Annotated in this window: 16 protein-coding genes and 1 other RNA gene; 12 read left to right on the top strand and 5 right to left on the bottom strand. The window is 58.8% G+C overall.

Annotated elements, in window-relative coordinates; all coding sequences use genetic code 11:
* Positions 1-71: 71 nt before the first annotated feature.
* Both xdhB and xdhA read right to left on the bottom strand, forming a co-directional pair.
* Positions 72-2471: a xanthine dehydrogenase molybdopterin binding subunit gene (xdhB, locus tag QMK58_RS21385; RefSeq protein ID WP_320395399.1), complete on the bottom strand. Its 2400-nt coding sequence runs from the start codon at positions 2469-2471 to the stop codon at positions 72-74.
* Positions 2464-3918, bottom strand: coding sequence for a xanthine dehydrogenase small subunit (gene xdhA, locus QMK58_RS21380; protein ID WP_053157467.1), 1455 nt, complete (start codon positions 3916-3918; stop codon positions 2464-2466). Before xdhA ends, xdhB begins: the two co-directional genes overlap by 8 nt.
* Positions 3919-4183: 265 nt before the next feature.
* Between xdhA and QMK58_RS21375 the strand changes: the two genes are divergently transcribed.
* From QMK58_RS21375 to ffs, 7 genes are all read left to right on the top strand, one after another.
* Entirely contained in the window at positions 4184-4843 is a 660-nt protein-coding gene (locus QMK58_RS21375) for a GntR family transcriptional regulator (RefSeq protein ID WP_053157469.1), read from the top strand.
* 3 nt (positions 4844-4846) lie between these two features.
* Positions 4847-8335 (top strand): chromosome segregation protein SMC, encoded by a 3489-nt coding sequence (smc, locus tag QMK58_RS21370; RefSeq protein ID WP_053157473.1) that lies wholly within the window; start codon positions 4847-4849, stop codon positions 8333-8335.
* Positions 8336-8592: 257 nt separating this feature from the next.
* Positions 8593-9450 (top strand): cell division protein ZipA, encoded by an 858-nt coding sequence (zipA, locus tag QMK58_RS21365; protein ID WP_053157476.1) that lies wholly within the window; start codon positions 8593-8595, stop codon positions 9448-9450.
* 167 nt (positions 9451-9617) lie between these two features.
* Positions 9618-11975, top strand: a complete 2358-nt coding sequence (ligA, locus tag QMK58_RS21360) for an NAD-dependent DNA ligase LigA (RefSeq protein ID WP_053157480.1) — start codon at positions 9618-9620, stop codon at positions 11973-11975.
* Positions 11976-12147: 172 nt separating this feature from the next.
* Positions 12148-13314: a putative zinc-binding metallopeptidase gene (locus tag QMK58_RS21355; protein ID WP_320395398.1), complete on the top strand. Its 1167-nt coding sequence runs from the start codon at positions 12148-12150 to the stop codon at positions 13312-13314.
* A gap of 130 nt (positions 13315-13444) precedes the next feature.
* Positions 13445-16162 carry an RHS repeat-associated core domain-containing protein gene (locus QMK58_RS21350; RefSeq protein WP_320395397.1) on the top strand — a complete coding sequence of 906 codons (2718 nt, stop codon included), beginning with the start codon at positions 13445-13447 and terminating at the stop codon, positions 16160-16162.
* A 409-nt stretch (positions 16163-16571) separates the two neighbouring features.
* Positions 16572-16668: signal recognition particle sRNA small type (gene ffs, locus QMK58_RS21345), an RNA gene on the top strand.
* 111 nt (positions 16669-16779) lie between these two features.
* Here the strand turns inward: ffs and QMK58_RS21340 are convergent.
* The gene (locus tag QMK58_RS21340) at positions 16780-17418 is read right to left on the bottom strand and encodes a transporter substrate-binding domain-containing protein (protein ID WP_320395396.1); all 639 of its coding nucleotides are present in this window, start codon (positions 17416-17418) and stop codon (positions 16780-16782) included.
* A 222-nt stretch (positions 17419-17640) separates the two neighbouring features.
* Here QMK58_RS21340 and dnaX point away from each other — a divergent pair, with 222 nt between their 5' ends.
* The 5 genes from dnaX to QMK58_RS21315 all read left to right on the top strand — a co-directional run bounded on the left by dnaX (position 17641) and on the right by QMK58_RS21315 (position 23316).
* On the top strand, positions 17641-19692 hold the full coding sequence (gene dnaX, locus QMK58_RS21335; RefSeq protein WP_320395395.1) for a DNA polymerase III subunit gamma/tau: 2052 nt from the start codon (positions 17641-17643) through the stop codon (positions 19690-19692).
* 67 nt (positions 19693-19759) lie between these two features.
* Positions 19760-20098 (top strand): YbaB/EbfC family nucleoid-associated protein, encoded by a 339-nt coding sequence (locus QMK58_RS21330; protein ID WP_053157493.1) that lies wholly within the window; start codon positions 19760-19762, stop codon positions 20096-20098.
* A 261-nt stretch (positions 20099-20359) separates the two neighbouring features.
* Positions 20360-21394: an NADP-dependent oxidoreductase gene (locus tag QMK58_RS21325; RefSeq protein WP_320395394.1), complete on the top strand. Its 1035-nt coding sequence runs from the start codon at positions 20360-20362 to the stop codon at positions 21392-21394.
* A gap of 63 nt (positions 21395-21457) precedes the next feature.
* The gene (gene recR / locus QMK58_RS21320; RefSeq protein WP_053157977.1) at positions 21458-22060 is read left to right on the top strand and encodes a recombination mediator RecR; all 603 of its coding nucleotides are present in this window, start codon (positions 21458-21460) and stop codon (positions 22058-22060) included.
* 107 nt (positions 22061-22167) lie between these two features.
* The gene (locus QMK58_RS21315) at positions 22168-23316 is read left to right on the top strand and encodes an acyl-CoA dehydrogenase family protein (RefSeq protein WP_320395393.1); all 1149 of its coding nucleotides are present in this window, start codon (positions 22168-22170) and stop codon (positions 23314-23316) included.
* A gap of 106 nt (positions 23317-23422) precedes the next feature.
* On the opposite strand, the gene QMK58_RS21310 is transcribed toward QMK58_RS21315, so the two are convergent.
* Together QMK58_RS21310 and fnr are read right to left on the bottom strand one after the other, a co-directional pair.
* Positions 23423-23971, bottom strand: a complete 549-nt coding sequence (locus tag QMK58_RS21310) for an adenine phosphoribosyltransferase (protein WP_027921719.1) — start codon at positions 23969-23971, stop codon at positions 23423-23425.
* A gap of 79 nt (positions 23972-24050) precedes the next feature.
* Positions 24051-24785: a fumarate/nitrate reduction transcriptional regulator Fnr gene (gene fnr, locus QMK58_RS21305; protein WP_053157506.1), complete on the bottom strand. Its 735-nt coding sequence runs from the start codon at positions 24783-24785 to the stop codon at positions 24051-24053.
* Positions 24786-24856 lie beyond the last annotated feature (71 nt).

Genomic DNA, 24856 nt, shown 5'->3' with positions numbered 1-24856 from the left:
GTCGGTCGCAGAATCGCGATGCACCGCCTATCTGTAGGAGCCGGCTTGCTGGCGATACAGGCGCCTCGGTCTTAGAGCGAAGCCAACTCTGTCTCGGCCTCGACAGCCTTCGCCACCTTCAGCTGGCGCATCTGCTCGCAGCCCCACAACACCCGCTCCGGTGTCGCCGGTGCGTCGATCTTCGGTTGATGCCTGTAGTCACCCAGGCTGGCCACGGCATCCTTGATCGCACACCACGCCGCGATGCCGAGCATGAACGGAGGCTCTCCCACGGCCTTGGAATGGAACACCGTGTCTTCCGGGTTCTTGCGGTTTTCCACCAGCTTGACCCGCAGGTCCAGCGGCATGTCCGCCACGGCCGGGATCTTGTAGCTGGCCGGACCGTTGGTCATCAGCTTGCCTTTGTTGTTCCACACCAGCTCTTCCATGGTCAGCCAGCCCATGCCCTGGATGAAACCGCCCTCGACCTGGCCGATGTCGATGGCCGGGTTCAGCGAGGCGCCGACGTCGTGGAGGATGTCGGTGCGCAGCATCTTGTATTCGCCGGTCAGCGTATCGACCAGCACTTCGCAGCACGCCGCGCCAAAGGCGAAGTAATAGAACGGACGGCCGCGAGCCTGGCTGCGGTCGTAATAGATTTTCGGGGTCTTGTAGAACCCGGTGCTCGACAGCGACACCTGGGCGAAGTACGCCTGCTGGATCAGCGCTTCGAAGGTCAGGATGTGATCGCGGACCCGCACGTGGCCATTATGGAATTCGACGTCTTCTTCGCTGGCCTTGTAATGGCGAGCGGCAAATTCGACGAGGCGTTGCTTGATGGTTTCTGCCGCGTTCTGCGCCGCTTTACCGTTCAGGTCGGCACCGCTGGAGGCAGCGGTCGGCGAGGTGTTCGGCACTTTGTCAGTGTTGGTCGCGGTGATCTGCACGCGGTCCATTTCCACCTGGAACACTTCGGCCACGACCTGCGCGACCTTGGTGTTCAGGCCCTGGCCCATTTCGGTGCCGCCATGGTTCAGGTGGATGCTGCCGTCGGTGTAGACGTGCACCAGGGCACCGGCCTGGTTGAGGAAGCTGGCGGTGAAGGAAATCCCGAATTTCACTGGGGTCAGCGCCAGGCCTTTTTTCAGGATCGGGCTGTTGGCGTTGTAGCGACGGATCGATTCGCGGCGCTCGGCGTACTGGCTGCTTTCTTCCAGTTCAGCGGTCATCTCTTCGAGCATGTTGTGCTCGACCGTCTGGTAGTAATGGGTGACGTTGCGCTCGGTCTTGCCGTAGTAGTTGGCCTTGCGAACCGCCAGTGGATCGAGGGCCAGATGGCGAGAGATGGCGTCCATCACTTCTTCGATGGCGACCATGCCTTGCGGGCCGCCGAAACCACGGTAGGCGGTGTTCGACGCCGTGTTGGTCTTGCAGCGGTGACCGTTGATGGTCGCATCGCCCAGGTAATACGAGTTGTCGGAGTGGAACATCGCCCGGTCGACAATCGACGCCGACAAGTCCGGCGAGCAACCGCAGTTGCCAGCCAGTTCCAGAGCGATACCGTGCAGGCGGCCGGTGCTGTCGAAGCCGACGTCATACTCGACGTAAAACGGGTGCCGCTTGCCGGTCATCAGCATGTCTTCGACACGCGGCAGACGCATTTTGGTCGGCTGACCGGTGAGGTGAGCGATAACCGCGCACAGGCACGCCGGACTCGCCGCCTGAGTTTCCTTGCCGCCGAAGCCACCGCCCATGCGACGCATGTCGACGACGATCTTGTTCATCGATACGTCCAGCACTTCGGCCACCAGTTTCTGCACTTCGGTGGGGTTTTGCGTGGAGCAGTAGACGATCATGCCGCCGTCTTCGGTCGGCATCACCGAGGAGATCTGGGTTTCCAGGTAGAAGTGTTCCTGGCCGCCGATGTGCAGGGTGCCCTGGATGCGATGTTCAGCAGTGGCCAGCGCCGTGGCCGAGTCGCCGCGTTGGTGGGTGTGGCTGTCGAGTACGAAGTGGCGCTTGCGCAGGGCTTCGACCACGTCCAGCACAGGTTCCAGGTCTTCATATTCGATGATCGCGGCCATCGCAGCCTTGCGTGCTGTTTCCAGGTCTTTGGCCGCCACGGCGATCACCGGTTGACCGACGAACTCCACGGTATCGATGGCCAGCAGCGGATCGCCCGGCAGCAATGGGCCGATGTCTTTCAGGCCCGGCACGTCTTCGTGGGTGATGGCGATGCGCACGCCTTCGAAGGCGTAGCAGGGCTTGGTGTCGATGCTGATGATTTTCGCGTGGGCGCGGTCCGACAGGCGCGCATAAACGTGCAGCTGGTTTGGAAACTCGAGGCGGTCGTCGATGTACTGCGCTTCTCCGGACACATGCTTGGCGGCGCTGTCGTGCTTGACGCTGCGGCCGACACCGGTGGTCAGGTCCTTGGCGAACAGTTCAGCCAGTTCGGCCTGGGTCTTCTCTACGGCGTGATGATTAGACATAAGCGGTCACCCGAGTCTCGATGTGCGGTGTTTGCAGTTCGATGAAGTATTTGCGCAGCAGGTTCTGCGCACTGAGCAGGCGATACTCCTTGCTGGCGCGGAAATCCGAGAGCGGCGTGAAGTCTTCGGCCAGGGCAGCGCAGGCGCGTTCAACGGTAGCGTTGTTGAACGGCGAACCGAGCAACGCGGCTTCACACGCAGCGGCACGTTTCGGGATGGCCGCCATGCCACCGAAGGCGACGCGGGCTTCAGCCACCACGCCGTTTTCCAGGCGAATGTTGAAGGCGGCGCAAACGGCCGAGATGTCGTCGTCCAGGCGCTTGGAGACCTTGTAGGCGCGGAACAGTTTTTCGACGCTGGCGCGAGGCACAATGATCTTCTCGATGAACTCGCTTTCCTGGCGCGCAGTGACTCGGTAATCGATGAAGTAATCTTCCAGCGCCAGGGTGCGGCGGGTTTCGCCTTTGCACAGTACGATCTGCGCGCCGAGGGCGATCAGCAGGGGCGGCGAGTCACCAATCGGCGAGGCGTTGCCGATGTTGCCACCGAGGGTGCCCTGGTTGCGGATCTGCAAGGACGCGAAACGGTGCAACAGTTCGCCGAAGTCCGGGTACTCGGCGTTCAAGGCTTCGTAGCAATCGGAAAGCGACGTGGCGGCGCCGATTTCCAGGCGATCGTCAAAGCGTTCGATGCGCTTCATCTCGGCGACGTTGCCGACATAGATCATCACCGGCAGGGTGCGGTGGAACTGCGTGACTTCCAGCGCCAGGTCGGTTCCGCCAGCCAGCAGGCGGGCTTGGGGATAGGCGTCGTAGAGGTCGGCCAGGTCGGCCACCGTCAGCGGCACCAGGCAGCGCTTGTCGCCACTGTTGAGTTCACCGATGTCGGTGGGCGCGATGGCTTTCAAGCGGGCGATGGTGTCGGCTTCGCGGGCATCGAACTGGTCCGGTTGCTTGCCGCAGCAGGATTGCTCGGCGGCTTCCAGAATCGGACGATAACCGGTGCAGCGGCACAGGTTGCCGGCGAGCGCTTCGTGGGCCTTGGCCTGATCCGGTGCATCGCTGTTCTTTTGCAGGGCAAACAGCGACATCACAAAGCCAGGGGTGCAGAAGCCGCACTGCGAGCCGTGGCATTCGACCATGGCTTTCTGCACGCTGTGCAGTTCACCCTTGTGCTTGAGGTCTTCAACGCTGATCAACTGTTTGCCGTGCAGCGACGAGACGAAGGTCAGGCACGAGTTGAGGCTGCGATAGCGAATGTGTTCGCGGCCATCGTCATCCGTTTGCAGTTCGCCGACCACCACAGTGCAGGCGCCGCAGTCACCGCTGGCGCAGCCTTCTTTGGTGCCGGGTTTGCCCACATGGTCGCGCAGATAATTGAGCACCGTCAGATTCGGGTCCAGGGCGTGCTCGCTACGGAGTTCCTGGTTGAGTAAAAACTGGATCACGGAAGGCCTCGCAGACTCATTATTGTTGTTAACCGATAGGACCGAATTTAGCAGGTCTGACTTTCCGGTCAATGATTTTCTGACTTAAAGGTCAGGAAAGTGCATTTTGTCGGTTAACGGCTCCTTTGTTCATTATTGACCCTCGATGGTCAGCCTGCTTTTTGCTTGAATCGTGCCAAAAACCACCGGGCGGGCTCTGCGCCATGACGTATCAATTGCGCTACACTGCGCCGCTTGTGCAGATCGAAGAGTTTGAAGGACAACCATGACGTTCAAGGCGCCGGACAGCCTCGCCGAGCAAATCGCTCACCACCTCGCCGAACGCATCATTCGCGGCGAAATGAAGCCCGGGGAGCGCATCCAGGAACAGAAGGTTACGCTGGCCCTCAATGTCAGTCGCGGATCGGTCCGCGAAGCCTTGCTGATCCTTGAGCGTCGGCACCTGATCGCGATACTGCCGCGACGTGGCGCCCACGTCACCGAGCTCACTGCACATAAAGTACAGAGCCTGTGCACGCTGATGAGCGAGATGTACATCCTGCTCGCCAATGCCGTGGCCAGTGGCTGGAAAGTCCAGGCCGACCTCGCGCCGTTCGTGCAGATTCAGCAACGCTTGACGGCCAGCTATGAGCGTCAGGACATCCATGCGTTTGTCGACGACAGTTTCAGTGTGATGCGTGCAACGTATCCGTTCGCCAACAACCCGTACTTGCAGGAAACCGTCGAGAATCTGCAGCCGGCCATGAGCCGTGCGTATTTTCTTGCCCTGGATCAGCGCAAGGCTTCGATGAGCGAGTACCTGGAACTGTTCGAACGCCTGCTCGCGGCGGTGATCGCCCGAGACTCTGCACAGATCCGCGAAGTGCTGACGGCTTACGCCCAGCGCAGCTGCGATCTGGTGATCTCTGCCCTGACGGATGCTTGAAGCGTGCGGCTAAAGTGCATCAAGCTGGCGGGGTTCAAGTCCTTCGTCGATCCGACCACGGTGAACTTCCCCAGCAACATGGCGGCGGTGGTCGGACCCAATGGGTGCGGCAAGTCGAACATCATCGACGCCGTTCGCTGGGTGATGGGCGAAAGTTCAGCCAAGAATTTGCGTGGCGAGTCGATGACCGACGTCATCTTCAACGGCTCGACCAGCCGCAAACCGGTAAGCCAGGCGAGCATCGAGCTGGTCTTCGATAACTCCGATGGCACGCTGCTTGGGGAATACGCGGCCTACGCGGAAATTTCCATTCGCCGCAAAGTGACCCGCGACAGCCAGACCACTTACTATCTCAACGGCACCAAATGCCGCCGTCGCGACATCACCGATATCTTTCTGGGTACCGGTCTGGGCCCGCGCAGTTATTCGATCATCGAGCAGGGGATGATCTCCAAGCTGATCGAATCCAAGCCCGAAGACCTGCGTAACTTTATTGAAGAAGCCGCGGGCATCTCAAAGTACAAGGAGCGCCGGCGCGAGACGGAAAACCGCATTCGCCGCACCCACGAAAACCTTGAGCGCCTGACCGACCTTCGCGAAGAGCTGACGCGTCAGCTCGAGCGTTTGCATCGCCAGGCCGAGGCTGCCAAGAAATATCAGGAATACAAGGGTGAGGAGCGTCAGCTCAAGGCGCAGTTGTCGGCATTGCGCTGGCAGGACCTGAACGATCAGGTCGGCCAGCGCGAAGCGATCATCGGTACGCAGGAAGTCTCTTTCGAAGCGTTGGTGGCCGAGCAACGCAATGCCGATGCGAGCATCGAGCGCTTGCGCGATGGTCATCATGATCTCTCTGAACGCTTCAATCTGGTGCAGGGGCGTTTTTATTCGGTCGGCGGCGATATCGCCCGGGTCGAACAGAGCATCCAGCACGGTCAGCAACGTTTGCGTCAGCTGCAGGACGATCTGAAAGAAGCCGAGCGCGCGCGCCTGGAAACCGAATCTCACCTGGGGCACGACCGTACGCTGTTGCTGACCCTCGGTGAAGAACTGGACATGCTCACGCCGGAGCAGGAAGTCACCAGCGCCGCGGCTGAAGAAGCTGCCGCCGCGCTGGAAGACTCCGAAACCACCATGCACGGCTGGCAGGAGCAGTGGGATACGTTCAACCTCACCGCCGCCGAGCCTCGACGTCAGGCAGAAGTTCAGCAGTCGCGGATTCAGCAGCTGGAAACCAGCATGGAGCGCCTGGCTGATCGTCAGAAGCGCCTGACTGAAGAGCGTGCCTTGCTTTCGGCGGATCCGGAAGACGCGGCGATCATGGAACTCAGCGAGCAGCTCGCTGAATCCGAAGCGACGCTCGAGGATTTGCAGACCAGCGAAGAAGCGCAGGTCGAGAAGCTTGAGCAATTGCGTCAGGAACTGCAGCAAGCGCTGTCGGCGCAGCAGCAGGCCCAGGGTGATTTGCAGCGACTCAATGGTCGACTGGCCTCGCTGGAGGCCTTGCAGCAAGCCGCGCTCGATCCGGGTACGGGCACCGCCGAATGGCTGCGCGAACAGAATCTTGCGAATCGCCCACGCCTGGCTGAAGGCCTGAAGGTTGAAGCAGGCTGGGAGCTGGCGGTGGAAACCGTGCTTGGCGCCGATCTGCAAGCGGTGCTGGTGGATGATTTCAATGGTTTTGATCTGGCCGGGTTTGCCCAGGGCGACCTGCGTTTGCTCAGCCCGGCTGGCGATGGCGTGCGGGTGGCGGGCAGCTTGCTCGACAAGGTCGAGGCTCAGATCGATCTGTCGCCGTGGCTGGGGCAGGTCAAACCGGTCGACAGCCTCGAGCAGGCCCTGGCCTTGCGCGCTCAATTGACCGCCGGCCAGAGCCTGATCAGTCGCGATGGTTATTGGGTCGCTCGACATTTCCTGCGGGTGCGTCGAGCCAGTGAAGCCGAAAGCGGCGTGCTTGCCCGGGGTCAGGAAATCCAGCAGTTGGGGCTTGAGCGCGACGAGCGCGAAGCCACCGTCGAAACCCTGGAAACCCAGCTTCAGAATCTCAGGGCGCAGCAGCGTCAGCAGGAAAACGGTCGCGAACATCTGCGTCGTCTGCTGCAAGACGAAGCGCGTCAGCAAGGTGAACTCAAAGCGCAATTGTCTGCCGGTAAAGCCAAGGCGGAACAGTTGACCTTGCGTCGCACACGTCTCGATGACGAGCTCGTCGAGCTGGACGAACAGCGCGCGCTGGAACACGAAAACATCGGCGAAGCGCGCCTGCAATTGCAGGAGGCCCTCGACAGCATGGCGCTGGACACCGAGCAGCGCGAATTGCTGCTGGCCCAGCGCGACAGCTTGCGCGAACGTCTGGACCGGGTGCGTCAGGAAGCGCGTCAACACAAGGATCACGCACATCAATTGGCGGTGCGCCTGGGCTCGCTCAAGGCCCAGCACGATTCGACGCGTCAGGCGCTGGAGCGTCTGGAAATGCAGTCCGAACGCCTGACCGAAAAACGTGAGCAATTAAGCCTCAATCTGGAAGAAGGCGAAGCACCGCTGGAAGAATTGCGCCTGAAACTCGAGGAGCTGCTCGACAAGCGCATGACCGTCGACGAAGAGCTCAAGACCGCGCAGATCGCCCTGGAAGACGCCGACCGCGAACTGCGTGATGCCGAGAAGCGCCGCAACCAGGCTGAGCAACAGTCCCAACTGATTCGCGGCCAGCTCGAAACCCAGCGCATGGAATGGCAGGCCCTGACGGTGCGCCGCAAGACCCTGCAGGACCAGTTGCAGGAGGACGGCTACGACCTGCACGGCGTGCTCACTACGCTGCCCGCCGAGGCCAACGAGAAAGACGCTGAAGAAGAGCTCGAGCGCATTGCCGCGCGCATTGCGCGCCTTGGTGCGATCAACCTCGCGGCCATCGACGAGTACCAGCAACAATCGGAGCGTAAACGTTATCTGGATGCACAGAACGACGATCTGGTGGAGGCTCTTGAAACGCTTGAGAACGTGATTCGCAAGATCGACAAGGAAACCCGCAACCGTTTCAAAGATACCTTTGATCAGATCAATGGCGGTTTACAGGCGCTTTTCCCAAAAGTTTTCGGTGGTGGACGCGCGTATTTGGAACTGACGGGCGAAGATCTACTCGATACAGGGGTAACAATCATGGCGCAGCCGCCCGGAAAGAAGAACAGCACCATCCATTTGCTCTCTGGTGGCGAAAAAGCCCTCACCGCATTGGCGCTGGTTTTTGCAATCTTCAAGTTGAATCCGGCGCCGTTCTGCATGCTCGATGAAGTTGACGCGCCACTGGATGACGCTAACGTTGGACGCTACGCACGGCTGGTGAAGGAGATGTCGCAAACGGTGCAATTCATCTACATCACCCACAACAAGATAGCCATGGAAATGGCTGATCAACTGATGGGTGTGACGATGCATGAGCCCGGCTGTTCGCGTCTGGTAGCTGTAGATGTGGAGGAGGCAATGGCGATGGTGGATGCCTGAGTCGAGGCTGCAGGATGATTGGTTGTGCTCTGTAGGACTTGATTGCGAGTATCAACTTGCTGGCTAATCGACATATTCGTTAAAGCCGGGGATGTAGACGGTGTAAAGTTGCCTTTGGTCGTGCTAGTTTAATGTCAATTTTTCGTATACGTGGGCAAAACGCCTGTCAGAACATAGAGTTGGCGCCACGTTTTAAAGCGGTTTGCAGGTTGTAAACCCCTTATTTTTCAGCATTTTTTATAGAGGCACGGGATTACATGGAAATCGGTCTGCGCGAGTGGCTGATCGTCATCGGCATTATTGTCATTGCCGGTATTCTTTTTGATGGCTGGCGCCGTATGCGCGGCGGCAAGGGAAAACTGAAATTCCGCCTTGATCGAAACCTGTCCAGTCAGTCGGACGACGATACCGTCAGCGCCGAGGTGCTGGGCCCGCCGCGCGTGCTGGATACGCATAAAGAACCGCAACTGGACGAGCACGATCTGCCGTCGGTGAGCATGCCGGCCCGTGAGTCTCGCGAATCAGGCTCCAAGCGTGGCAAGCGTAGCCATGGCGAACCGTCACAGGGCGACATGAACCTCAGCCTGGATCTGGACGGCGGTCCGAGCTTCAGCAGTCGCGACGACGATTTTCCCGATGACAGCAAACCCGCGCCATCGGTCAGCGAAAGAGAACAGCCGCAGGCTGAAGAGGTGCTGGTGATCAGCGTGATCTGCCGTGATGCGGCCGGCTTCAAGGGCCCGGCATTGCTGCAGAACATTCTGGAGAGCGGTTTGCGTTTCGGCGAGATGGACATTTTCCATCGGCACGAAAGCATGGCGGGCAACGGCGAAGTGCTGTTTTCCATGGCCAACGCAGTCAAGCCAGGGGTGTTCGACCTGGACGACATCGATCATTTCAGCACCCCGGCCGTGAGCTTTTTCCTCGGTCTGCCAGGCCCGCGTCATCCGAAACAGGCCTTCGACGTGATGGTCGCGGCGGCGCGCAAATTGTCCCAGGAGCTGAACGGCGAACTGAAGGACGACCAGCGCAGCGTACTGACTGCCCAGACGATCGAGCATTATCGTCAGCGCATCGTCGAGTTTGAGCGCCGTGCCTTGACCCAGAAGCGCTAAGATCAAACGATCGCAGCCTCGTTTCACTCGACAGCTCCTACAGGATTGCGGATTGCCGTAGGAGCTGTGTAGGAGCTGTCGAGTGAAACGAGGCTGCGATCTGTTAAGCGCGATGAGATTTATCAGGAGCAGCCTCGGCTGCTCTTTTGCTTTATGAGAGAACACCCATGACTGCCGCCAAAAACCGCATTCTAGAACTGCGCGCCGAGCTGGATCAGCACAATTATCGTTATCACGTCCTCGACGAGCCGAGCATTCCGGACGTCGAGTACGACCGCTTGTTCAATGAACTCAAGGCTCTCGAAGCCGCCAACCCCGATCTGATCACCAGCGATTCGCCGACTCAGCGAGTAGGCAGTGCGGCGCTTTCGGCGTTTACCCAGGTGCGTCACGAAGTGCCAATGCTCAGCCTTGGCAACGCCTTCGAAGAAACCGACATGCGTGAGTTCGATCGCCGGGTGACCGAGGGCCTCGACCTGCCCGCCGGCGACCTGTTCGGTGGCGGCGCCACGGTTGAATACAGCTGTGAACCCAAGCTCGATGGCCTGGCGGTCAGTCTGCTGTATCAGGATGGAGTATTGGTCCGCGGCGCAACACGCGGTGATGGCACGACCGGTGAAGATATCAGCGTCAACGTGCGCACCGTGCGCAATATTCCACTCAAGTTGCATGGCACAGGCTGGCCGGCGACCCTGGAAGTGCGCGGTGAAGTCTTCATGTCCAAGGCCGGTTTCGAACGGCTCAACGCCACGCAGCTGGAAGTCGGCGGCAAGACGTTCGCCAACCCACGCAACGCGGCGGCAGGCAGTTTGCGTCAGCTGGACTCGAAGATCACTGCCAATCGCCCACTGGAATTCTGTTGCTACGGCATCGGCCAGGTGTCGGCGGATATTGCCGATACGCACATCGGCAATCTGCAGCAACTCCAGGCCTGGGGCATGCCGATCAGTCATGAGCTGAAACTGGCCAATGGCATCGCCGAATGCCTCGATTACTACCGCGATATCGGTGAGCGTCGCAACGCGCTGCCCTATGAAATCGATGGTGTGGTGTTCAAGGTCAACAGCATTGCCTCCCAGCGCGAACTGGGCTTTCGCGCCCGCGAACCACGTTGGGCCATCGCCCACAAATTCCCGGCCATGGAAGAGCTTACCGAGTTGCTCGATGTAGAGTTCCAGGTTGGACGTACTGGTGCTGTGACGCCAGTGGCGCGGCTTAAACCGGTCAAGGTTGCCGGTGTCACCGTGGCCAATGCCACGCTGCACAACATGGACGAGGTGGCGCGCCTGGGCCTGATGATCGGCGACACGGTGATCATCCGTCGCGCCGGTGACGTGATTCCACAAGTGGTGCAAGTGGTCATGGAGCGTCGCCCGGAAGACGCCCGGCCGGTGCAGATTCCGGAGCAGTGCCCGGTGTGCGGTTCCCATGTCGAGCGCACGCAGTTGATCAAGCGCAGCAAGGGTCGTGAGACCGTCAGCGAAGGCGCGGTGTATCGCTGTGTTGGCCGGCTGGCGTGTGGTGCACAGCTTAAGCAGGCGATCATCCATTTCGTCTCCCGTCGCGCCATGGACATTGAAGGCCTGGGCGACAAGAGCGTCGAGCAATTGGTGGATGAAGGCCTGGTCAGTTCGCCGGCCGATCTGTATGCCTTGAAGTTCGAGGACATTGTCGATCTGGAAGGCTTTGCCGAACTGTCGAGCAAGAAATTGCTCAGCGCCATCAAAGACAGCAAGAAACCGGGCCTGGCGCGTTTCATCTATGCCCTCGGGATTCCCGATGTCGGTGAGGAGACGGCCAAGGTTCTGGCCCGCTCGCTGGGTTCGCTGGAGCGGGTACAGCAGGCTTTGCCGCAGGTGCTGACGTACTTGCCGGATGTCGGTCTGGAAGTCGCGCATGAAATCCACAGTTTCTTCGAAGACGCGCACAACCAGCAGGTGATCGATGAACTGCTAAAGCATGGGTTGCAGATTCAGGATCAGGGTGAGCTGGGTGCCGAATTTGCGGCCAGCACCACTCTGGGTGGTTTCCTCGACAAGCTGCACATTCCATCGGTAGGGCCGGGCGGGGCGCAGAAATTGGCTGACCGGTTCGGCTCGCTGCAAGCAGTGATCGGCGCGGATTGGCTGGATATGCGCCAGGCACTGCCGGAGAAGCAGGCCAATTCGGTGCGCGAGTTTTTTGCGGTCGAGGAAAATCGACTATTGGCCGAAGCCGCCGAGAAGCAACTGGCCGATTTCGGCATGCACTGGAAGAGTGAAAAAAAAATTGTCGAAGGCCTGCCACTGGCGGGTCAGACCTGGGTGCTGACCGGCTCGCTGGAGCTGATGAGCCGCGATGTGGCCAAGGACAAGCTAGAAAGTCTGGGGGCGAAAGTCGCCGGCTCTGTGTCGGCCAAGACCCATTGTGTCGTTGCGGGGCCGGGAGCGGGGTCGAAGTTGACCAAGGCCAATGAGCTGGGCTTGAAGGTGCTGGATGAAGAGGCGTTTGTGGCGTTTTTGAGCACGCACGGTATTACCGTGTGATGCCATACAGGTCTACGCAACCCTTCTAGGAGCTGGCTTGCCAGCGAAGAGGCCCGAAAGATTGGTGCAAGGCTCAAGACCGCCTTCGCCGGCAAGCCGGCTCCTACAAAAAAGGGGAACGTTCTTGAAGCGGGAATGATCTAGTCTCTGCAAGCCCCAGGGAGAGATCGCCATGTTCCGTTTCTTCGAGCAGCTCAGCTCGCGCATCGCCGCACCCTTCATGGGCGAAAACTCCCGTAACAGCAAGGTCTGGCCCTGTCGTTGCGGGCAATCGCTGTTCTTTCGCAACAGCCAGTGCCTGGCCTGTTCAGCGGCATTGGGTTATCAGCCTGAGCAGAGCCGTTTGTCCTCGCTGCAACCGGGTGAGCTAGCGCAAACCTGGGTGCTCGACGCCGACCCGGCAGCGGGTGCGTATCGTCGTTGTGCCAACCTCGATTCACCCGCCGCATGCAACTGGCTGCTTCCCGTCGACGAGTACGAAACGCTGTGCATCGCCTGTCGTCTGAATCGCACCATTCCCGACCTGTCGATGCCTGAGAATCACGAACGCTGGTGCAAGGTCGAAACCGCCAAACGCCGGATGGTCGCGCAATTGATCACGCTGGGTCTGCCGGTCATTGCTAAAACCGCCCACGAAGAAACCGGCCTGGCATTTGATTTCATCGGCGTGGACCTTGACGGAACACCGCCAACCACAGGTCATGCCAATGGCTTGATCACCCTCGATATCAAAGAGGCCGACGATGCTCACCGCGAACAGGTGCGGGTGCAGATGCACGAGCCCTATCGCACGTTGCTGGGGCATTTTCGTCATGAGGTCGGTCACTACTACTGGGATCGGCTGATCGCCAACAGCCATTGGCTGGAGCCGTTTCGGAGCCTGTTCGGTGATGAGCGTGCCAGCTACGCTGACGCGCTCGAACGGCATTACCAGCAAGGCGCACCGCTGGACTGGCAAGCGCGCTTCGTCAGCGCCTACGCCACCATGCATCCATGGGAAGACTGGGCGGAAACCTGGGCGCATTACCTGCACATGATGGATGCAGTCGACACTGCGCTGGGGTTCGGCATGAGTGCCCGGGAAATGGACTTCGACTACCAGCCGTTTGCGCTCGACACCCTCTACGATCCGCAGCATCCCGGCGGCGCGGCATTCCTGTCGTTCGTCAATGCATGGATCGAACTGGCCGGGATGCTCAACGAGTTGTCACGCAGCATGGGCCAGCCGGATTTCTATCCGTTCGTTCTGCCACCGGCGGTGATCGCCAGGCTGCACTTTATCCACCTGGTGATCCAGCAAGAGGGTGGGAGGGCTGATGTGGTGTTGCAGGACCTGTAGATAAAACGACGCAATGAAGCGAGTGTCCGTACAGGGGAATCGCTTCATACGGCGTTTTTTGCTGCCTCTGCTAGTCTCCAATTGCCAATGCTGCAATTTAGGACGCGTATCCTGAAATGGAGGTCTATTCATGCCAGCTTGCCTGCATCAGCACACCCCGTCATTAGTGGTATCGGATTCACGTGGCTTGTCTGTCCGCATGATTACATACCATCGCCAGGATGTTGAGGAGGATCAGGTTGTCAGGACTCATCGACATGTTCTGGATGCCAGTGGGCGTGTTCACCAGCAATGGGATCCGCGTCTGCTTGCGCTAAGCGAGGTAGAGGGCGGCGTTCGACCCAATCGAACCACGCTCTATAGCCTTAGTGGAAAGGAGCTGCAAGCAGATAGCGTCGATGCCGGCTGGTGGCTTGCCTGCAATGACGCCACGGGACAGTTGAGCGATACCTGGGACGGTCGGAAAACGCATCGAAGCTATCACTACGACGAGCTGATGCGACTTTCGGAGGTGCTTGAGCAAACCACCCACTGTGTGGAGCGTTTTGCCTATGCAGTCGCGAATGAGGAGGAAGCTCTCGTCAACCGCTGCGGCCGACTGATTCGCCATGATGATTCGGCGGGTAGTTTGTGGCATGAGTCGTATGGGTTGTCTGGCCAGCCTTTGGTTGAAGCGCGTCAGTTTTGCGCCTCACTGAGTGTTCCCAGCTGGCCGGCGTCCGAAGCCGATCTGGAGACGCGCGCCTTTACCACCCATTGGCGTCACGATGCGTTGGGCGGCGTGGTGGAACAAGTCGACGCTTTAGGTCACCGGCAAAGGTTCGAAGCGAATGTCGCGGGCCAGCCATTTGCTCTATATCTGGACGATGTCGCATTACTCAAAAGTTCGACCTACACCGCGTTTGGTCAGGTCGAGGTTGAGCAGGCCGGCAATGACGTAGTTACTACTGCTCATTACTCTGCGGAGGACGGCAGGTTATGCCACCTGAAAGCCAGCAGGTTGAGTGGCAAAGTTTTGCAGGATTTGTATTACCAATACGACCCTGTAGGCAATATCGAGTGCATTGAAGACCGCTCTCAGCCGGTGCAATGGTTCGCACAGCAGCGTATTCAGGCCGTGAGTACTTATACATATGACACCCTGTACCAACTAACGAGCGCTAGCGGTCGTGAAAACGCCAGCCAGACTATTCGCCCGGAGTTGCCGGAGTTGGAGATTTTTGGTACGAAAGACGACAGTCGGTGGCGCAATTATACCCAAACCTACACCTACGATCCTGGCGCAAATCTAACCAGGCTCAAGCACGATGCCGGGGCCGGCAACACTTATGTCCGTGAAATGGTGGTAGACGAGCGCAGTAACCGCAGCCTGTTCAAAGGCGACTCACCCATTGATTGGACCAAGGGATTTGATGCCAACGGTAATCAACTGGAATTGAGTGCGGGTCAGGTCATGCAGTGGAATGCCCGCAACCAATTGCAACAAGTGACGCAAGTGTTGCGCGACGAGGAGGATGGCCAGGACGACGATGTCGAAATCTATGTTTATGACGGTGGTGGCTTGCGGGTGCGTAAAGTGCGCCGAGTCAAATCCCGTGGTGGCGAACACATAAGTGAAGTGCGTTATTTGCCAGGACTGGAAATTCGGACGCGGACATCAGGCGAACACTTGCAAGTGGTCGTTGCGCAAGCCGGTCGTAATGGCGTGCGTTTATTGCATTGGGAAAGCGGGTTGCGCAAAGGCATTAGTAACGATCAGATACGTTATTGCCTGAATGATCACCTGAGCAGCAGTACGCTTGAATTAGATCATTACGCCGAGTTGCTCAGTCAAGAATATTACTACCCCTATGGCGGCACGGCGTGGTGGGCGGCGAAGAGTTCAGTCGAAGCGAAGTACAAGATCGTGCGATATTCGGGGAAGGAGCGCGATGCGACGGGGCTGTACTACTATGGCTATAGGTATTATGCGCCGTGGTTGCAGCGTTGGATCAATGCTGATCCGGCGGGGGATGTGGCTGGGTTGAACTTGTACTGCATGGTTGTGAATAATCCAGTGACACTGAGAGATCTCGATGGGTTGGCACCTGATGAAGATAAGCTAACAATTCATATTTTTTACCATGGGGCAGTACCTGCCGACGTATCGTCAAATATAGTCAATACAATTCAAAAAAGCTCACAGAGTAAGGTGTATCTTTGGTTTGATGGTCGAGCGAGAGAGGCATTCCCAGATGTCTCAGGTGATTTTTCAAACTTTGAAATCAAGGATGCAGGTGAGCTGAAATATATAAAGCCAAAAAATGATGAAATATCATTTAAAAACATCGAAGCTATTTACTCGGAAATTGAGGGGGCTGATAACGCAGGTAAAGAAAAATCCCTTTCGGATTTGGCTGAACTGTTGTCTCTTTATCAGTATGGCGGATTGTATCTAGACGCCGACGTGGTCGTTAACGAGGGGTTCAGCAAGAGCGAACTGTTCGGGGGTTCGGATTTTCGAACTCATTTGTCTATCGGTGATTCAGTAGCTAACGTTGATTTTTATGATGCATTAGGATTTGAGAAGGCATTTGATAGCGTTCTGGAGGAAGTGCTGAAAGAGTTGTCGTCTGACTATGAGGAGGGTTATTTGACGGGTGCTAGTGAGCCGGGAGAAATGGTTCGAATAAAAAATATTGTACAGTTGAAGTTGAATGGCTCACTGAGTGAGGATGAAATAGGTGATGCCCTCTCGGAAGATGTGATGCCTGATGAGAGTGTGAGTAATATAATTGAGGCGTTGATGAATATTGATATATCAGCGACGTTGAATGGGAAATTAATGTTTATGCCTATTAAGTTTTAGTATTCATCGGGCGAGATTGACAAAATTTGCGCCGCTGGTTGTTCGAGGAAACCTGGAAAATACATCAGGTACGCGGTCATGTCCCAGCAACACCGAAAAGCGGCTCATGAGTTGCGGGTGTTGTCTCGCAAGACTGCGACGCCGGTGGCATTGTTTTAATGGTTAGCGTGATTCTCAGGGTTGCAGCTGAAATCCTGACGTCAATTAAGCATCCCTTTGAGTTAGCGCCGGCCATGGAAGGAAAAGGAGAATCGTGGTGGTATAGCCTGCCGCAGGCGCCACCCTTTTCAAGGCCATCGCATGTCCTTGACCATGCTCATATTTTTTATCTGTCCGAACGGTTGTAACTTTGCTTCAGATAGGTACAATGGCGCGGCTCGCCGACAGGTGAGCGTCGTTATGGTGACCCCATCGGTCCCCCCGCAACGATTACCCGTGAACCTGGTCAGAGCCGGAAGGCAGCAGCCACAGCGGGAACATTGTGTGCCGGGGTGTGGCTGGTGGGGTTACCACCTTAACGCTCTGTGAGCGTTTTTTTCCAACTCATACTTTCTCTTTTTCTGCCATGGATCTTGTCCGGGGCGGCATTTTGCTGTGCGCGTTTTTTGTGTGCGACGCTAGGGCTGGCCGATGTACAGCCGAATGATGTCATCGATCTCGCCGGACATTTTCATCTGTAGCAGGGTGCGCAGAATGCGTTGCACAGGCACTTGCGGGTCGTTGCGCACGTAGCAACCGACCTTTTGCTCCTGCAGTATCGCCACGCTTTGCAGCTGCTGCTTTGGCAGCAGGCGCTGGTTGAACCAGTCCAGCGTCCATTGATTGCTGACCGCATACTGATTGCGCCCGGCGTGGAGTTTTTCCAGCACCTGTTCCTGGTTGCGCGCATCGTCGCGACGCAGTTGCCGGGCATCGAACAGCGGTTGCAGGGTCGGATAGCTATAGCCGAGGACGGTGCCGATGGATTGGTGCGGCAAGTTCGCCGGGATAATCGCAGGTGCAGCGGCAGGACGGCGGATCAGCAGGTCGGGTTGGCTCCAGAGCAGAATGCTCCAGATGTAATCGCCAGATTGATTGGGCAGCCACGACTGGGCGGCGTAGCAGCGCACGTCGACCTCACCGTGTTCCATGGCACTCTGGACACGGGCTCGGGGTAGCACGTGAAACTCCGCCGCAACGCCGACCTGTGTGGCAAGGCTGAGCATCACGTCATACAGGATGCCCTGGGTCGGCCGGCCATGTTCAAGTTGGACCATCGGCATTGCCCAGCTGTCGGGCACGACGAAGCGTAGCGGGGGCTCGGCGGCTGTGCTATCCAGGCTGGTCAATAGCACTGCCCCCAAGGCCAGCCGCTTAAACACTCCATTAAAGGCCTGCAAAACGCAGCCTCGCCAGAATACACGAGCGCGCCGGATGCAATTTGCGCCTTGCTCCGCTAGCATTAGCCGCTTCTGCTTCCTTCGCTGCGACGGTTTTCGATGAGTTATCAGGTTCTTGCACGTAAATGGCGTCCGCGCTCGTTCCGCGAAATGGTCGGCCAGACCCATGTGCTCAAGGCTCTGATCAATGCCTTGGACAGCCAGCGGCTGCACCACGCCTACCTGTTTACCGGTACCCGTGGGGTCGGCAAGACCACCATCGCGCGGATCATCGCCAAATGCCTGAACTGTGAAACAGGCATCACTTCCACGCCGTGTGGCGAATGTTCGGTTTGCCGCGAGATCGACGAGGGCCGCTTCGTCGACCTGATCGAGATCGACGCCGCGAGCCGCACCAAGGTCGAAGACACCCGCGAGTTGCTCGACAACGTGCAGTACGCGCCTAGCCGTGGGCGCTTCAAGGTCTATCTGATCGACGAAGTGCACATGCTCTCGAGCCATTCTTTCAATGCGCTGCTCAAAACCCTTGAAGAGCCGCCACCCTACGTCAAGTTCATCCTGGCTACCACTGATCCGCAGAAACTTCCTGCAACGATTCTCTCGCGATGCCTGCAGTTCTCCTTGAAGAACATGACGCCGGAGCGGGTGGTCGAGCATTTGACCCATGTGTTGGGGGTCGAGAACGTACCGTTCGAGGACGACGCACTGTGGCTGCTGGGTCGTGCCGCCGACGGTTCGATGCGCGATGCCATGAGCCTGACCGACCAGGCCATCGCCTTCGGTGAAGGCAAAGTCATGGCCGCCGATGTGCGGGCGATGCTCGGTACCCTCGATCACGGTCAGGTTTACGACGTTTTGCATGCGTTGATCGAAGGTGACGCCAAGGCATTGCTCGAGGCCGTCCGTCATTTGGCCGAACAAGGCCCGGACTGGAACGGCGTGCTCTCGGAAATTCTCAACGTGCTGCACCGCGTCGCTATCGCCCAGGCCTTGCCGGAAGGCGTCGACAACGGCCACGGCGACCGCGACCGGGTGCTGGCACTGGCCCAGGCCTTGCCGGCCGAAGACGTGCAGTTCTACTACCAGATGGGTCTGATCGGACGCCGTGATTTGCCGCTGGCGCCGGACCCGCGCGGTGGTTTCGAGATGGTGCTGCTGCGGATGCTTGCATTCCGGCCAGCTGAGACAGTCGACGCCCCGAGACAGCCGCTAAAGCCAGTGGGGATCAGCCAGGCCACGGTTGATTCTGCCAAACCAGTGGCTGCCTCGCCGGTTGTGGCGGCGGTGGCGGTTGCTCCGTCTCCAACTCCTGTGGTTGCGCCTGCACCGGTCCCTGAGCCCGTTGCGCCGGTGATTGTCGCTGAGCCCGAGCCCGTCGCGGTCGAAGAAGTCATTGACCTGCCGTGGAATGACCCGGTAGAAACCGCGCCCGTTCAGCAACCCGCCATCGAGCCGGTGCTGGAAACCGCCAGCGAGCAACCCGAACTCCCGCCGATGCCACTGCCAACCCCAGACAGCGTGGTACCGGATGCCCCGGAATGGGCGGCCGCGCCGATTCCCGAACCGTCGGTGGCCGAGGTCGATGCCGCGACACCGGGTATGGACGCGGACGACGAGCCGCCGCTGGACGAAGATTACATCGAGCCGGACATGGATTCGGCCTACAGTTACCTCGACGATCTGGCCAGTGAGCATGCGGCCGATCCAGCGCCGGAGCCCGAGCCGGAGCCCGCGGCAATGCCGGCCACGGGCCTGGCCCTGCAATGGCTCGAACTGTTCCCGAAACTGCCGATCTCCGGCATGACCGGCAGTATCGCCGCCAACTGCACGTTGATCGCGGTCGATGGCGACAACTGGCTGATGCACCTGGATCCGGCCCACAGTGCTTTGTTCAACGCCACTCAGCTGCGTCGCCTTAACGATGCATTGAACCAGTATCATCAGCGCACGCTGACCCTGAGCATCGAGCTGATCAAGCCTGAGCAGGAAACCCCGGCACAAGCGGCCTCGCGCCGTCGCGCCGATCGTCAGCGCGAGGCGGAGGAATCGATCCACGGTGATCCGTTCATCCAGCAGATGATGCAGCAGTTCGGTGCAGTGGTCCGAAACGATACTATTGAACCTGTCGACGTCCTGGTCACTCAGGGCTAATAACTGAAGGCGTTCGGCCGCACAGGCCGAGCGCTGTTTTGATCCAAGTACTTTTGAGGTGATTCCCATGATGAAAGGTGGCATGGCCGGCCTGATGAAGCAGGCGCAGCAGATGCAGGAAAAAATGGCCAAGATGCAGGAAGAACTGGCCAACGCCGAAGTCATCGGTAAGGCCGGTGGCGATATGGTCACGGTGGTCATGACCGGTCGTCACGACGTCAAGAGCGTGACCATCGACCCGAGCCTGGTTGAAGGCATGAGCGAAGACGACAAGGAAATGCTGGAAGCGGTCATCGCCTCCGCCGTCAACGACGCCGTGCGCAAGATCGAAGCCAACAGCCAGGACAAAATGGGCAGCATGACCGCCGGCATGCAACTGCCACCGGGCATGAAACTGCCGTTCTGATTCGCTAAAGCGCGTCGGATGGGCTACAAAAAAATGCCAGGCATTGCGCCTGGCATTTTTGTTTCTGGCGTTTGGTTTGCGGTGTCTGTGAGATAACTATCGCGAGCAGGCTCGCTCTCACAGAGAATTTGGTGCAGATCCCTTGTAGGAGCGAGCCTGCTCGCGATGGAGTCGACTCGGTCCCAGAAGAAACATCGAACGCCATACCGCCACAAAGGTCTGCTCCCCTGTAGTCACTCATCGATCAAAGGAGACGCCACTATGTCCGACCCCATGACCCTCAACCAACGCATTGTCCTCGCCTCGCGTCCGGTAGGCGCGCCGACGCCGGAGAATTTTCGTCTGGAGCGGGTGGCGCTGCCGGATCTGGCCGATGGCGAGGTATTGCTCAAGACGGTTTATCTGTCGCTGGATCCTTACATGCGTGGTCGCATGAGTGATGCCCCGTCTTACGCCGCACCGGTGGAAATCGGCGGGGTGATGACCGGTGGTGCTGTGAGCCGGGTCGAGCGCTCACTCAATCCCAAGTTTCAGGAAGGCGATTGGGTGGTGGGCGCCACAGGTTGGCAGAGCCATAGCATCAATGACGGTCGCAGCATCATTCCCGTTCCGAACGGATTGCCGAGCCCGTCATTGGCCCTGGGTGTGCTGGGCATGCCGGGCATGACCGCCTACATGGGCCTGATGGACATCGGGCAGCCCAAGTCCGGTGAGACGCTGGTGGTCGCGGCAGCTTCCGGTGCCGTGGGTTCTGTGGTCGGCCAGGTAGCGAAGATCAAGGGCTTGCGGGTCGTCGGCGTGGCGGGTGGTGTGGACAAGTGCCGCTATGTGGTTGAGGCGTTGGGCTTCGATGCCTGCATCGACCACAAGAGCCCGGACTTCGTCGATGAGCTGGCCCGGGCGTGCCCCGAGGGCATCGATGTCTACTACGAAAACGTCGGCGGTAAGGTATTCGATGCCGTCGTTCCGTTGCTCAACCCCAAGGCGCGAATTCCGCTGTGTGGATTGATCGCTTCCTACAATGCTCATGAGGCGCCGAGCGGACCGGATCGCCTGCCACTGTTGCAGCGCACGCTGTTGACCAAACGAGTGCGAATCCAGGGCTTTATCGTGTTTGACGATTACGGTGACCGTCAGCCCGAGTTCATCAGCGCGATGGCGCCTTGGGTGCGTGAAGGCAAGGTGAAGTTCCGCGAAGATGTGGTCGATGGCCTGGAGAACGCTCCCGGTGCATTTATCGGCCTGCTGGAGGGGCGCAACTTTGGCAAGCTGGTGGTGCGCGTCGCTCAAGACTGATTTGACGCGTATTCGAGGCGCGGGTATAAACCGCGTCTCGTTGTTATGTCGGACTTTTCCACCATGAGCTTCAGCCCTTTGATTCGCCAACTGATCGACGCCCTGCGAATCCTGCCAGGTGTGGGTCAGAAAACTGCCCAGCGCATGGCGTTGCAGTTGCTTGAACGTGATCGCAGCGGTGGCTCGCGACTGGCACTGGCTTTGAAGCAGGCCATGGAAGGGGTGGGTCATTGCCGTTTGTGCCGCACGTTGACCGAAGATGACCTATGCCCGCAATGCGCCGACACCCGGCGAGACGATACCTTGCTCTGCGTGGTGGAAGGGCCGATGGATGTCTATGCGGTCGAGCAGACCGGTTTCCGTGGTCGTTATTTCGTGCTCAAGGGGCATTTGTCGCCGCTCGATGGGCTGGGGCCGGAGGCTATCGGTATTCCGCAGTTGATGACGCGGATTGAAGAGGCTGGCACCTTTGCTGAAGTCATTCTCGCCACCAACCCGACCGTAGAAGGTGAAGCCACAGCGCACTACATCGCCCAATTGCTCAGCAGCAAAGGTCTGATCGCTTCGCGCATCGCCCATGGCGTGCCGCTGGGTGGCGAGCTGGAGCTGGTAGATGGTGGGACGTTGGCGCATTCGTTTGCAGGGCGTAAGCCGATTACTCTCTGACTAAAGCAAAAGATCGCAGCCTGCGATCTTTTGATTCTCGGATTCATTGCTTGAAAACCAAGCAAGCGCTCGGTTAACTTTGCTGAAGCCTTCAGTGGAGTTCGCCGATGCCTGCCTTTCAGGAATACTTCGATCCCAGCCACCAACGGGTCCGCGACAGCGTCAGGCGTTTCGTCGAACGCGAGATTCTTCCGGATATTGATCAGTGGGAAGAGGCTGAAGGCTTTCCCCGGGAACTTTACCTCAAGGCTGGCGCAGCAGGGATTCTCGGCATGGGCTACCCGGAAACGTTGGGTGGCAGTCACGAAGGGGACCTGTTCGCCAAAATCGCCGCCAGCGAAGAGTTGATGCGATGTGGCTCTGGAGGCCTGGTGGCCGGGCTCGGTTCGCTCGATATCGGTTTGCCGCCGATTCTCAAATGGGCCAGGCCTGACGTTCGTGAGCGTGTGGTACCACAGGTGCTGGCTGGCGAGAAAATCAGCGCCCTGGCCATCACCGAGCCCGGTGGCGGTTCCGATGTCGCCAACTTGCAAACCCGTGCCGTGCGTGACGGCGATTTCTATCGGGTCAGTGGCAGTAAAACCTTTATTACCAGCGGCGTCCGTGCGGATTTCTATACCGTCGCGGTGCGAACCGGTGAGCCGGGCTTTTCCGGCATCAGCCTGTTAATGATCGAGAAGGGCACGCCCCGTTTCGCCGTGGGGCGGTCGTTGAAGAAAATGGGCTGGTGGGCGTCGGACACGGCCGAACTGTTTTTCGACGATTGCCGAGTCCCCGCAGCAAACCTGATCGGTGCCGAGAACATGGGATTTGCCTGCATTATGGGCAACTTCCAGAGTGAAAGGCTGGCCTTGGCGCTGATGGCCAACATGACCGCGCAACTCGCCCTGGAACAGAGCCTGACATGGGCCAGAGAGCGGGAAGCCTTCGGCAAGCCAATCGGCAAGTTTCAAGTGATCAAACATCGCCTTGCTGAAATGGCCACGGCGCTGGAGGTGTCCCGGGAGTTCACCTACCGGCAGGCGGCGAAAATGGCGGCAGGCCAGAGTGTGATCAAGGAAATTTCCATGGCCAAGAATTTCGCGACGGACACGGCGGACCGGATCGTCAACGATGCGGTGCAGATTCTGGGCGGTTTGGGTTACATGCGTGAAAGCCTGGTGGAGCGGCTGTATCGCGATAACCGGATTCTGTCCATCGGGGGCGGGACGCGGGAAGTGATGAACGAGATCATCAGCAAGCAGATGGGGCTTTGAGTTTTTGCAGTGCGGCGACCGACGCCATCGCTGGCAAGCCAGCTCCTACAGGACGCGCTCGACTGTAGGAGCCGGCTTGCCGGCGAGGCGTCAGTACAGGCGCCGCTTACTTGTCGGTAAGGGCAAACTGCGTCAGGCAGAACGTCGGAATGCCCATGTCTTCCAGACGCTGCGAACCACCCAGTTCCGGCAGATCGATGATCGCCGCCGCTTCATGCACCCGCGCGCCCATGCGGCGGATCAGGTTCGCCGCGGCAATCAGCGTGCCGCCGGTGGCGATCAGGTCATCGAACATCACCACCGAATCGCCCTCGCACAGGCTGTCGGCGTGCACTTCAAGGAAGGCTTCGCCGTACTCGGTCGCGTAGCCCTCAGCCAACACGTCGGCAGGTAGCTTGCCTTGTTTGCGGAACAGCACCAGCGGCTTGTTCAACTGATAGGCCAATACCGAACCGATCAGGAAGCCACGGGCATCCATGGCGCCGATGTGGGTGAAGTCGGCCTCGACGTAGCGATGGGCGAAGCTGTCCATCACCAGGCGCAGGGCCGTCGGCGACTGGAAAAGCGGCGTGATGTCGCGAAAGATCACGCCCGGTTTCGGGAAGTCGATGACAGGGCGGATGAGGGATTTGATGTCGAAGGAGTCGAAGACCATCGTCGGGGTGTCCTGGCAGGCTGCAAACGACGCAGTATAACGGCGGCTGAACCGTTTCGCTCAGCCGCGATGGTTTGTATCAGCTTTCCAGCGAACCACCGGCCAGCGCGCACAGCTGGATCGGGTCAAGGATACGGATTTCCTTGCCTTCGGCCGCGATCAGTTCGTTCTGCTGGAAGCGGGTGAAGACGCGGGACACTGTCTCCACGGCCAGGCCCAGGTAGTTGCCGATTTCGTTGCGCGACATGCTCAGGCGGAACTGATTGGCGGAAAAACCCCGGGCGCGGAAGCGGGCCGAAAGATTGACCAGGAACGTGGCAATGCGCTCGTCGGCGGTTTTTTTCGACAGCAGCAACATCATCTGCTGATCATCGCGGATTTCGCGGCTCATCACGCGCATCAACTGGCGACGTAACTGCGGCAGTTGCAGGGCCAGTTCGTCGAGGCGCTCGAACGGGATTTCACACACCGAGGTGGTTTCCAGCGCCTGCGCCGATACCGGATGTTTTTCGGTGTCCATGCCCGACAGTCCGACCAGTTCGCTGGGCAGGTGAAACCCCGTCATTTGTTCTTCGCCGGTGTCGCTCAGGCTGAAGGTCTTGAGCGCACCGGAACGGACGGCGTAGACAGAATCGAAGGCATCGCCCTGGCGAAACAGAAACTCGCCTTTCTTCAGTGGTCGGCCACGTTTGACGATTTCGTCCAGCGCATCCATGTCTTCCAGATTCAACGAAAGTGGCAGGCAAAGAGGGGCCAGGCTGCAATCCTTGCAGTGAGCCTGATTGTGAGCGCGCAGTTTTACTGGCTCGGACATTTCTTCAATCCTTGTGGGAAATCACACATAAGACGTAAGGGTAACCCACCATAGGATATTCAGGCCAGCCT

The organism is Pseudomonas sp. P8_241 (genome assembly GCF_034008315.1).
GTDB lineage: Bacteria > Pseudomonadota > Gammaproteobacteria > Pseudomonadales > Pseudomonadaceae > Aquipseudomonas.
This window is presented reverse-complemented; position numbering and strand designations above follow the sequence as displayed.

Excerpts from the sequence above, each read along its gene's own strand:
- zipA (WP_053157476.1), top strand. The coding sequence starts at position 8,593 with ATGGAAATCGGTCTGCGCGAGTGGCTGATCGTCATCGGCATTATTGTC.
- QMK58_RS21340 (WP_320395396.1), bottom strand. The coding sequence starts at position 17,418 with ATGGTCCAACTTGAACATGGCCGGCCGACCCAGGGCATCCTGTATGAC.
- QMK58_RS21375 (WP_053157469.1), top strand. The coding sequence starts at position 4,184 with ATGACGTTCAAGGCGCCGGACAGCCTCGCCGAGCAAATCGCTCACCAC.
- xdhB (WP_320395399.1), bottom strand. The coding sequence starts at position 2,471 with ATGTCTAATCATCACGCCGTAGAGAAGACCCAGGCCGAACTGGCTGAA.
- QMK58_RS21355 (WP_320395398.1), top strand. The coding sequence starts at position 12,148 with ATGTTCCGTTTCTTCGAGCAGCTCAGCTCGCGCATCGCCGCACCCTTC.
- fnr (WP_053157506.1), bottom strand. The coding sequence starts at position 24,785 with ATGTCCGAGCCAGTAAAACTGCGCGCTCACAATCAGGCTCACTGCAAG.
- dnaX (WP_320395395.1), top strand. The coding sequence starts at position 17,641 with ATGAGTTATCAGGTTCTTGCACGTAAATGGCGTCCGCGCTCGTTCCGC.
- QMK58_RS21325 (WP_320395394.1), top strand. The coding sequence starts at position 20,360 with ATGTCCGACCCCATGACCCTCAACCAACGCATTGTCCTCGCCTCGCGT.
- ligA (WP_053157480.1), top strand. The coding sequence starts at position 9,618 with ATGACTGCCGCCAAAAACCGCATTCTAGAACTGCGCGCCGAGCTGGAT.
- QMK58_RS21330 (WP_053157493.1), top strand. The coding sequence starts at position 19,760 with ATGATGAAAGGTGGCATGGCCGGCCTGATGAAGCAGGCGCAGCAGATG.
- QMK58_RS21350 (WP_320395397.1), top strand. The coding sequence starts at position 13,445 with ATGCCAGCTTGCCTGCATCAGCACACCCCGTCATTAGTGGTATCGGAT.
- QMK58_RS21310 (WP_027921719.1), bottom strand. The coding sequence starts at position 23,971 with ATGGTCTTCGACTCCTTCGACATCAAATCCCTCATCCGCCCTGTCATC.
- recR (WP_053157977.1), top strand. The coding sequence starts at position 21,458 with ATGAGCTTCAGCCCTTTGATTCGCCAACTGATCGACGCCCTGCGAATC.
- QMK58_RS21315 (WP_320395393.1), top strand. The coding sequence starts at position 22,168 with ATGCCTGCCTTTCAGGAATACTTCGATCCCAGCCACCAACGGGTCCGC.